This window comes from Rheinheimera sp. (assembly GCF_020217005.1).
Taxonomy (GTDB): domain Bacteria; phylum Pseudomonadota; class Gammaproteobacteria; order Enterobacterales; family Alteromonadaceae; genus Pararheinheimera.
This window is the reverse complement of the sequence record NZ_JAIWOI010000291.1, coordinates 1-10,000: the sequence shown is the minus strand read 5'-3', so window position 1 is coordinate 10,000 and position 10,000 is coordinate 1. Positions and strand designations below refer to the sequence as shown.

At 46.8% G+C, this 10,000-nt stretch carries 7 protein-coding genes; 3 read left to right on the top strand and 4 right to left on the bottom strand.

What is annotated here, in order from left to right; all coding sequences use genetic code 11:
* The coding region (locus LDL40_RS14160; RefSeq protein WP_300996048.1) for an LOG family protein at nucleotides 1-622 on the bottom strand (622 nt) is incomplete at its 3' end.
* A 204-nt stretch (nucleotides 623-826) separates the two neighbouring features.
* Between LDL40_RS14160 and LDL40_RS14155 the strand changes: the two genes are divergently transcribed.
* Entirely contained in the window at nucleotides 827-2,233 is a 1,407-nt protein-coding gene (locus LDL40_RS14155) for an MBL fold metallo-hydrolase RNA specificity domain-containing protein (RefSeq protein WP_300996047.1), read from the top strand.
* Here the strand turns inward: LDL40_RS14155 and LDL40_RS14150 are convergent.
* Both LDL40_RS14150 and LDL40_RS14145 read right to left on the bottom strand, forming a co-directional pair.
* Nucleotides 2,228-3,394, bottom strand: coding sequence for a chorismate mutase (locus tag LDL40_RS14150; protein WP_300996045.1), 1,167 nt, complete (start codon nucleotides 3,392-3,394; stop codon nucleotides 2,228-2,230). The two genes, LDL40_RS14155 and LDL40_RS14150, sit on opposite strands and share 6 nt — an antisense overlap.
* A 168-nt stretch (nucleotides 3,395-3,562) precedes the next feature.
* Nucleotides 3,563-5,914: a penicillin acylase family protein gene (locus LDL40_RS14145; RefSeq protein WP_300996043.1), complete on the bottom strand. Its 2,352-nt coding sequence runs from the start codon at nucleotides 5,912-5,914 to the stop codon at nucleotides 3,563-3,565.
* 60 nt (nucleotides 5,915-5,974) lie between these two features.
* Between LDL40_RS14145 and LDL40_RS14140 the strand changes: the two genes are divergently transcribed.
* Nucleotides 5,975-6,616: a cytochrome b/b6 domain-containing protein gene (locus tag LDL40_RS14140; protein ID WP_300996042.1), complete on the top strand. Its 642-nt coding sequence runs from the start codon at nucleotides 5,975-5,977 to the stop codon at nucleotides 6,614-6,616.
* Between the two features lie 264 nt (nucleotides 6,617-6,880).
* Here the strand turns inward: LDL40_RS14140 and LDL40_RS14135 are convergent, their stop codons facing one another.
* Nucleotides 6,881-7,333 (bottom strand): cytochrome c, encoded by a 453-nt coding sequence (locus LDL40_RS14135; RefSeq protein ID WP_300996040.1) that lies wholly within the window; start codon nucleotides 7,331-7,333, stop codon nucleotides 6,881-6,883.
* A 107-nt stretch (nucleotides 7,334-7,440) separates the two neighbouring features.
* Here LDL40_RS14135 and LDL40_RS14130 point away from each other — a divergent pair.
* Nucleotides 7,441-10,000, top strand: a 2,560-nt coding sequence (locus LDL40_RS14130) for a diguanylate cyclase (protein WP_300996039.1), incomplete at its 3' end; no start/stop codon positions are given.

Below are 10,000 nucleotides of genomic sequence, written 5' to 3'. Positions count from 1 at the left end.
GCTGCAGAAAATGCATTTTACGAATAGCAAAGTAGTGAAAGCGAAAGCAAAACTCTGGGGTGATATAAGGGTTAGGTTTTTGCTCGTGTGGCAGTACTATATTCAATCCAATACTTTGACCTCCAGCTTCGTAAGCGCCTTTATTGGCTGCTTCCATCACACCTGGCCCACCACCGCTGATAATCATCAAAGAGCTGTCAGGACAGCTATGGCTATGTTCTGTGACCAGCCGTGCGAACTCGGTTGCAGCATGATAATAAGCACTGTTTTTCAGCTGACGCTCGGCCTGCTTGAACTTGAGTTGTAACTCTGCGTCTGCCGGAGATTGTGCCAGCTCAGATTTGGCCTGGGTCAGAAGCTGTTGTGCTTGTTGGGGGGAGACAAAACGTGCGCTGCCAAATACCACTACAGTGGCCTTGACCTGATGCTGTTCCATCACCAACTGAGGTTTTAAATATTCCAGTTGTAAACGGACATGGCGCAATTCGTCCTGCATCAAAAAATCATCATCGGCAAAAGCCAGTCGATAAGACGGATGTTCGAGTAAATCCTGGCTTTGTTGTTCTGTTGCTTCACGGGCAGAACTCAGATGACGTTGATACAGCGGGTTGTCAGCAGACATAACGGGACTCCATAACAGGGAAGGCGAACGACCCCCGGGTTAACTGAAGATACAGAGATGACGCAGTCAACAAAGCTGCAGCTTCAAATACGACGGGCATAAACTAATACTTTGTTTGATATAGACTAATCTTTTAACACTTCAGTTCAGTTATAACATGGACATGACAGCTAGATCCCTAAAATGAACAGCGGAGTGTACCTTATGCCTTTAGATGCCAGTTTAACCTTTTTAGGCGCCGCCGAGCAGGTTACAGGATCTTGTTATTTGTTGAAATTGCAGGATAAACGGATTTTACTCGACTGCGGTATGACACAAGGTGAAAACCAAATTACCGAGTGGAACAAATTCCGTTTTGCCTTCAGACCTAAAGATATCGACTATGTGATTTTGTCGCATGCCCATATAGACCACAGCGGCTTATTGCCTTTGCTGGTTGCGAAAGGCTTTCAGGGCAAAATCTACTGCACTCAGGGCACGGCTTTATTGCTTGGTGTGTTACTGAAAGATTCGGTGCATTTGTATTTAAAAGATCTGGAATGGCAAAACAGGCATTTAGCCCGGCAAGGTAAAAAATTGCTGGACCCTGTTATGGCGGTGCAAGACGTAGAGCAAGTACTGGATTGTTGCCATCCGGTGGCATATCGGCAAAAAGTCACGGTCTGTGACGGACTGGAGCTGGAGTTTTTAGACGCGGGCCATATTCTCGGCTCAGCCATAGTTCAGCTTGTGGTGAAGCAGGGCAAAGCGATGCGGCAATTGGTGTTTTCCGGTGATTTAGGCAATCCGGCGACAGTACTGATGCCCGATCCAAGTCCTGTAAAAACCGCAGATCTGGTCTTGATGGAGAGCACTTATGGCGATCGCAACCACCAGCCGCTGCAGAACACCTTAGAGGAGTTTGCCAATGCGTTGGAAGAGGCGCACAAAGCGGGCGGCAATGTGTTTATTCCGGCTTTTGCTCTGGGGCGCAGTCAGGAAATTTTGTATTACCTCGGACTTTTGTACCATCAGGGCCGGTTAAAACAAAAAATGGTGGTACTGGACAGCCCTATGGCGATAGAGATCACTAAGATCTACAGTGAACTGATGGCGGAATTTGATCGCAAGGACACCAAGGTGTTGCAAGGCTACGGAGCCCGTGATTTGCAGTCATTTTTACCTATCTTACGCCTGGCATCCAGTATGGAAGAGTCGATGGCGTTAAACCGTGTGAGCGGTGGTGCTATTGTGATTGCTGGCTCTGGCATGTGCAACGGTGGCCGTATAGTGCATCACTTAAAACACAACCTATGGAAAAGTAGTAATCACCTGGTTTTTGTCGGATTTCAGGCGAAAGGCACTTTAGGCCGTCGGCTGGTCGATGGCGAAAAACGGGTCAAATTGTTCGGTCAGAATATCGCAGTGAAAGCCACAGTCCATACCATTGGCGGTTTTTCCGCTCACGCAGGTCAGGACGAATTATTGGGCTGGGCACGAATGATTGGGGGGCAGCCACGTTTTTATCTGGTGCATGGGGAGCCAAAAGCACAGCTGGCGTTGCAGAGCCGTATGCTGGACTACGGTCTGCATTGCCAAATTGCTGAAAAAGGTCAGCAAATTAAATTATGAAGCGTCCGCAGCTACTACTGTTGGGCTGATATCTTCACTTGGATAACAGCCCAGCACTTTGACAAAACGGGTGATACGGTTCAGTTCATCCAAAGCCCGTGTCATGGCGTAATCACCTAAATTGGCGAATACGTCGACATAAAACATCTCTTCCCAGGGATTGCCCGGAATAGGGCGGGACTCGAGTTTACCCATGCTGATGCCGTGTTGCTTCAGTACTGTTAAAGCATCCACTAAAGCACCAGGCTGTTGGCCGGTGTACATAATAAAAGTGGTTTTGGCAGGTATGGCTTTGGCGACGTTAATAGCTTTACGAGCGACCACAATAAAACGGCTGGCGTTATCTTTTTGGTTGGCCAAACCCCGGCCTAATACTTCTAACCCATACAACTTACCGCCTTCTTCACCGCCTATCGCAACGACGGATTTATCCTGGGCTTTACGCACCCGCTCAAAGGCGTCTGACGAGGCGTCGCAGTATTCAATTTTTACATTAGATAAGCCCTGCAGGTAATTACTGCACTGGGCTATGACCTGAGGGTGAGCGCAAATCTGGCGGATTTTCGTCAGATCAGTACCCTCAACCCCTAATAAACAATGTTCAATAGGATGAGTCAGTTCGCCCACTATCGACAAACGGGTCTGTTGTAGTATGTCGTACACTTCATTAATGCTGCCAGATGAGGTGTTTTCAATTGGCAGCACTGCATAGTCGGCATGGCCAGTTTCTACTGCTTGTACAATTTCGTTAAAACTGTCACAGCCAATTTCAATCAGTTTTTCGGCGCGGCGGGTGAAGTACTTTTGTGTTGCCCAATAGCTATAAGAGCCCTGACGGCCCAAAAAGGCGACACGACAGACAGGGCCGTTGTCGCCATTCAGTTGCCCTTGAACTTTGGCCTGCTGTTGTAGCACTGAGTCTTCAATAATCACATGGTAAATTTTAGTGACATACTGAGCGTCCAGGCCTAAGACTTTGCCACTTTCTATCAGTGACACCAGCAACTCTTCTTCACGTTTTTGGTCACGAATAGGTTTGTTTTGTGCCAGTTTGGCATCAGCCACGCTGAGGGCAAGTTGTCTTCTGGTAGCCAGTAATTGCAGTAGATCTCTGTCGGTACTGCTGATTTGCTGGCGGATTTGGTCTAAATCTATGCTCATAAAAGCGTCCTTTAAGCTAAAAAAAAACCTCCCGATGGTGGGAGGTTTTTTGGTTTATCACGCGCGCGCGACCTACCGCCTCCCCGTTGGGGTGGTAAAGAGGCGAAAAAAGCGAGCGATCTGAATCTGTTTCATGGCCACCACAATAGTAAGTCTGGACGTCTAAAGTCAAGCTTTAGGTTGTAACTTCATCAAGTATTTTTGTTCACCAGGTAAAAAGCCTAATGGCTGTTCCTTTAACCAGAAGTCGTGATCGGCAGCATAAAAAGGCGATAAAGGATGACCAGACTGTCCTGCCGGGATTACTAAAATACCATCTGCTTCGTTGCCAGGTGACACCACCATGCGCTCGGACTGACCATGGACTTTGTTTTGTACTCTGGGCATATGGCTATCGCCATTCATCGGCATGGCAGGCATATTCAGCCAGTCGCCAAAAAACGGCACAGCGGCTGCTAAAGGATGTGCAATAGCACTTCGATTGATCGTACCCCAACTTGCCCCGGCCAAGCTGCCATAATCAGTCTCCAGTTGTTTTTTACTCTGCAGTACCGCCTGCTGTAACAAGGTCCGCCACGAGCTAAAAGCCGCTGGTAACGTATCGGTACGTTGTTGCCGGATCATTTCCCAGCCTGCGGTTTCCAAAGAGAATTTTAAATCCCGGCCAGATAGTTTGTTTTGCTCCAGTAAGGCTGTTAAAGGCGCAAAAATTAACTCCAGCGTTTTAGTACGGAAAGCCCTGACCAGCGAATAACCAACTGAGCCTATACTGGCATGGCTGGCATCTTTCATTACATAATTCAGATAAGCATCCAGGTCATGCTCAGCGACAAAGTCTTTAGTCAGCACTGAGTCCAACAACAGTTGCTGCCAGCGGGCCAGCATTAAAGCACGGTGATCCAGTTGAATCGCATGCAGGCTCTGCTCGTTATGTTGTTTTGTTGCTGTTAAAGCATCACGGATTTGCTGGCCCCTGGCGCCTAAGTCGTAACCGCCATTACCAATCAGCTCCAAATCTTTTCCTCCAATCATTCTGCTGTTGGCTGTCCAGAGTTGTCCTGAGGCGGGTTGATATAGTTGTGGGTAATGCTGAGCAGCTAAATAACCCGTCCAGCTGTTTTGTTCGTTGCTCCAATCCTGTGGACTATCCATCTGTTGTACTTTGCGCTCTGGCAACGCCCCTATTAAAGTCCAGCCAATAGCGCCGTCTTTATCTGCCACCAGTAAGTTTTGCGCCGGAACTCCGACACTGGCAGCCAGTTTTAACGTTTCGCGTACACCTTTGCTTTTTTCCAGAGCCAGCAAATTAAAGTTTGCCCCTTCCTGATCATGAGCCACCCAGCGGTATGCATAATTCTGAAAAGGTGGTGTGAGCACTGGTCCCCAAATGGTTTCTTTTTGCAACACCAATTCATCGGGCTGATCTTTGATTTTAACCACTTCGTTTTGATAGCTGAATTCCTGCCATCCATCCGCTGTTAGGTATTTCTCACCTTTTTCATCCAATTTCAGCTGAATCACGTCAGACCAATCCGCTGTACTATTGGTAAAACCCCAGGCGATCGAGCCATTACTTCCTGCGACTATGGCTGGGGTGCCGGGTAAACTAACCCCTGCGACTTGGTAGTTTTCGCCATTTTCCTGCCATTTCAGTTGGGCTTTAAACCAGGTTCCAGGCACACGGATGCCTAAATGCATATCGTCCGCCAGAATAGCGCGGCCATCCACTGTTCTTTTGCCTGATACGGCGAAATTATTGCTTCCTATATCAGTGCCGTCATGCAAAACGCACTCAGTACAGGCGGTTTTTTGCCCAGTGAGCACAGCCGGGTAAGTGGATTTAGGCAGAGGTGTCAAACTGACCCTGCTGTCATCCATAGCGGCTTGCCAGTCTGGACTATGTTGGAACAAAAACTCGTACCAATCCTGCGGCAGCTTTTGTTGCATCAAGCCCATTGCCAGTTCGTCTTTGCCTTCGGATCCCTGCAAATCAAGGTACATGCTGTACAAGACTAAAAATGAATCAGCTCCGGTCCAGCTACGTGGGCTTTGTGCCAGCAAGCCATATTCAAAAGGGGGCCAGCCTAATTCTGCTAAACCTGCATTGACCCCTGCTGTGTAACGCTGCAACAACAATTTTTGCTCTTGAGGTAAAGCGGCGAAACCGCGTTCGGCTTTAGCTCTGAACCTGTGGATCCGGCGTTTTTTATCCAGCTCCAACGCAATTTCACCAAAAAGCTCAGATAACTCGCCTGCGGCATTACGGCGCAATAAGTCCATCTGGAAAAAGCGCTCCTGAGCATGAACAAAGCCTAACGCATAGGCGACGTCGTTACGATTTTGCCCTTTGATACTGGCATAGCCTTGGGCGTCACGACTGATCTCTACCGTCTGACGGACTTCAGAAATTAATTCACCTTCATAGAGGGGCAGACTGCTGCGAAGCGCAAAATACAAAAAGCCGGCCAAAAGTAGTATCAACACGGCTAAGATCAGGGAAATCCGTTTGAACCAAAGCATAGGTTTTCTCTTCCAATAAGGTAAAATCAATAACTTATCATAATAGAGGACAGAGAAAAGATGAAAGTGATTCAGCTATGGGATAAAGCCATACGTATTTACCATTGGAGCCAATTGTTGTTATTGGTTGCTTTATGGTTCAGCGCGGAACAAGGATATTTGGTCGTGCATCAGGTTCTGGCTTACACCTTAGCTGCGTTATTACTCAGCCGTCTGGTCTGGGGTTTTGTAGGCAGCGAGACAGCCCGCTTTGCGCACTTTTTGCAAAGCCCTGCTCAACTGCTGCGCAAGTGGAACAAAGCCAAACATGGCATAGGGCACAGAGGCTTATCAGCTTATATGAGCCTTAGCCTGATGTTGTTGTTGGTCTTACAGTTTATCTCAGGTTTAATGACGACAGACGACGTGATGACAGAGGGGCCTTTGTATAGTGCTGTTTCTTCCGACTGGTCGTCTTTTGCGTCCTGGTTTCATCACAATAATTTTAATCTGCTACTGGTGCTGATTGCTGTGCATGTGGTGGCAGCGCTTTTTCATGGGTTGAAAAAAGATGGTGTTTTAGGTGCTATGCTGCACGGTAAACTTGAATCCGAAGCTGAACAACCTGCAGTAAAATCAACATTTTGGTATCTGCTACTGGTATTGGTCTTCGCCGGTATTTTCGCATTATGGCAAGGTATGGCTTTGTATCAGCAGTGGTGATCATTGATAGGAAAGGGAATATTACCCCCGTTCGTACAGTGCGACTTCAAAGACGAAGCATATATCCAAAGTCATTGGAGTTGCAGCGAGGCGAAAGGCCGCAGTTAACAAAGCTGCGGCTTTAAACCATAAGGATCTATCCAAAGTCATTGGAGTTGCAGCGAGGCGACAAGGAATTGAGACCCCGGGAGCATAGCTGACTATGTGACTGGGGCGAAAGGCCGCAGTTAACAAAGCTGCGGCTTCAAGGACGAAGGATAGATATTAGTCAGCTTTGTATTGGTCATGACAAGCTTTACAATTTTTGGCGAAATTCCCAAAAGCTGGCTTGATGGTCGCTTGTTCACCAGATTTAGCTGCTGTTTGTAAGGCCAACGCATCAGCCTGAAATTGCTGTGCCTTCTTCTGAAAATCCTGAAGGTTTTTCCAAATTTCTGCTTTGGCATCACTTTTTACTTTGTCTGCGCCAGGTACTTCAAAAGCTTCCCATGGCAGAGTAGTTAAAGTAGCCAATGCATCTGCGCGTTTTTCTGCTCGTTTTGCATCAAAAGGTACTTTACCGCGCATCATATCTCCTAAATCGACGAAGTTATGTCTGATTAACTGAAAGCTATGTTGACGATAAGTGACTGAGTCTTCGGCGTCGGTAAAGGCGCTGCCCGCCAGAGCCGCGGCAGAGGACAAACTCAAAGACAGAAAGATAAACAGATTTTTCATTGGCTTAATTCTCATTTGTTTGATTTTGATGCAATAATGGTTTGATGCTTTTGTATGCCACATTAGCATTACAACTGAACCCCGTCGCTGTCAATTCAGGATATTATGTGAAGGAAGTTAATTTTCACACACCTACAGGTATGAATTCCCTAAGCATTAAGTTTGCGCTGCTGGTGTTTATGCTGACTGTAGTAGCTGGCGCTGCTATTGCTTACGCTGTACTTATGCTGCAACAAAATGTACTGATTGAACAGGAAAAGTCCGGATTAAAGTTACAATCTGAAAAATATGCCCGAGAACTGGATGCCGGATTTTTAACCAGAGAGAAAAAGGCGATCAGTGCAAATAATATTGTGGTGCGTTACTTAACAAAAAACTCTGGCGTTGTTGCATCCCCTCCTGCAGCGCAGGCTGACGGTAGTGTGCGGAGTCAGGATGATTTATCTGCTGCTTTTATCCCACAAGAAAAATTAGATGCACAGCAAGCGCTTTGGTTAGTCCAGACAGAAGAGTTATGGCAGCAATTAGCGCCTCTGATGCTGGAAGAATTTTTTAATTTTTACTTTATCTCTAAACAAGGGTTGATCCGTATAGCGCCTGCAGACTGGGCGCTTGAAGTGCCCGTGACCCACAACTTCACCAAAGATATCTTTTTTGATATCGCCACTCCTGAGCAAAATCCAAGCCGTCTGCCGCGCTGGACCCCTATCTACTATGACCCGATCTGGCAGAAATGGATGACCAGTCTGGTGATCCCTGTATACGCCAAAGATGAGTTTTTAGGGGTGACCGGCAGTGATTACATTTTGGATGAGCTGTTTTTGGAGTTAACCAGTATCGAACAATCTGCCACTGGATTGCGCAGTATGTTATTTGATCCACAAGGTAATTTGTTGCTGGATGGAAAAAAACCAGCTCCTGTCCAGAGCGGCAGGCAACAAAACTTTGATGCTCATTACAGTTCGGTTACACCGAGGAGGCCGGAATTAGCTGCTTTTATTCAACAAGTCACAGCCAACCCTGGCAATGAGGAGTTTTTGCAGGCGGACTTAGCCAACTATTTGGTTTCAGCAGCAAAAGTTGAGCGTCTGAGCTGGTATCTGGCTTTGTATCAGGATAAACAGGCGGTAAGTGCCGGTTTAAAGGATTTTCGTGACAATGTAATGTTGATTTTTCTTGCTGTTGCAGCAGTGGTGGCTTTGTCACTGCAGTTTTTTATTTATCAGTTCATTTTAAAACGCTTAACCCGTTTATCCTCAGCCGTACAAAAAATTAGCAGAGGCGACTTGCAGCAGATTGCTCTTGATCAGCACGATGACGAGATTGGTATGCTCAACAGAGCTTTTAACGGCATGGCCGAAGAAATACATCAGCTGATTTCCGGCTTAAATACCCGGATAGGAGAAAAGGAAGAAGCTGAACGCGCCACCCGCAAATTGACTAAGGCAGTTGCTTTTTCCAGTTCTGGGTTGTTACTGACAGACAAAGCGTTGCATATCGAATATGTAAACCCTTTTATGCTGGAATTAATGGGTTGTACTGCAGAACAAATGATGCAAAAACCATTGTCGTCGTTATTTGCTGCAGAGATGTTTTTTGTTGGTGAAGAAATAGCGCAAACCTTACAGGAGCGGCACCACTGGCGTGGTGATATGTTATTGCAGCATGTATTGCGCAAACTTTGGGTATCACTGGCAATAGCACCTATTCGTGATGAGAAGGGCGAAGTCAGTAATTATGTTTGTGCTATGCAGGACATCTCTTTCATCAAAGAGAGCCAGCGGAAAATGGAGCAACTTGCTTATTACGATATGTTGACTGGTCTGGCAAATCGTAGTTACTTCCGTGACCAGTTGCGTAAAGCTATAGCTATGTCTTCCCGCGGCTATTATCACTTTGCTTTGTTGTATTTTGATTTGGATGAATTCAAGCGGATTAACGATACCCTGGGGCATGATGCAGGAGACGAGCTGTTAAAAGAAGTTGCGCGCAGGTTGATCAGCAGGTTACGTGAAGAAGACACCATAGCCCGCTTAGGTGGCGATGAGTTTGCCGTTATTTTAAGTGGCATTAAAGACCGTACCCAGGCGGCCTTGATTGCAGAAAACCTGCAGCAAAGTTTTGCAGCGCCGGTAAAATTAACAGGCCAGGAAGTGGCCATCAGTGCCAGTATTGGCATCACTATAGCGCCGGAAGATGCGGCGGACGAAGAACTGCTGCTCAAACATGCTGATTTGGCCATGTATGAAGCCAAAGCCCGTGGCCGCAATACCTATCATTTCTTTAGCCAGGATTTAAATGAAGCTGCTAAAGAAAAACTGCAAATCGAAAATCAACTACGTGAAGCCATACGTGAGCATCAGTTTGTGTTGTATTACCAGCCAAAAATAGATATTCGTACCGATGTTGTCATAGGCTACGAAGCTTTGTTGCGCTGGATCCGACCTGACGGTTCTATGATCCCGCCGCTACGCTTTATCCCTGTTGCAGAAAGTACAGGCCTGATTGTTGAAATTGGCGAATGGATTATTTGGGAAGCGTGTCGTTTTATCAGCCGCCAGCAATCCCGCGGTCACGATGTCACTATCTCTATCAATCTGTCGGCGCGGCAGTTTACCGATCAAAACCTTACCGAAGTCGTAGAACGTGTGTTGCAACGCACCGGTG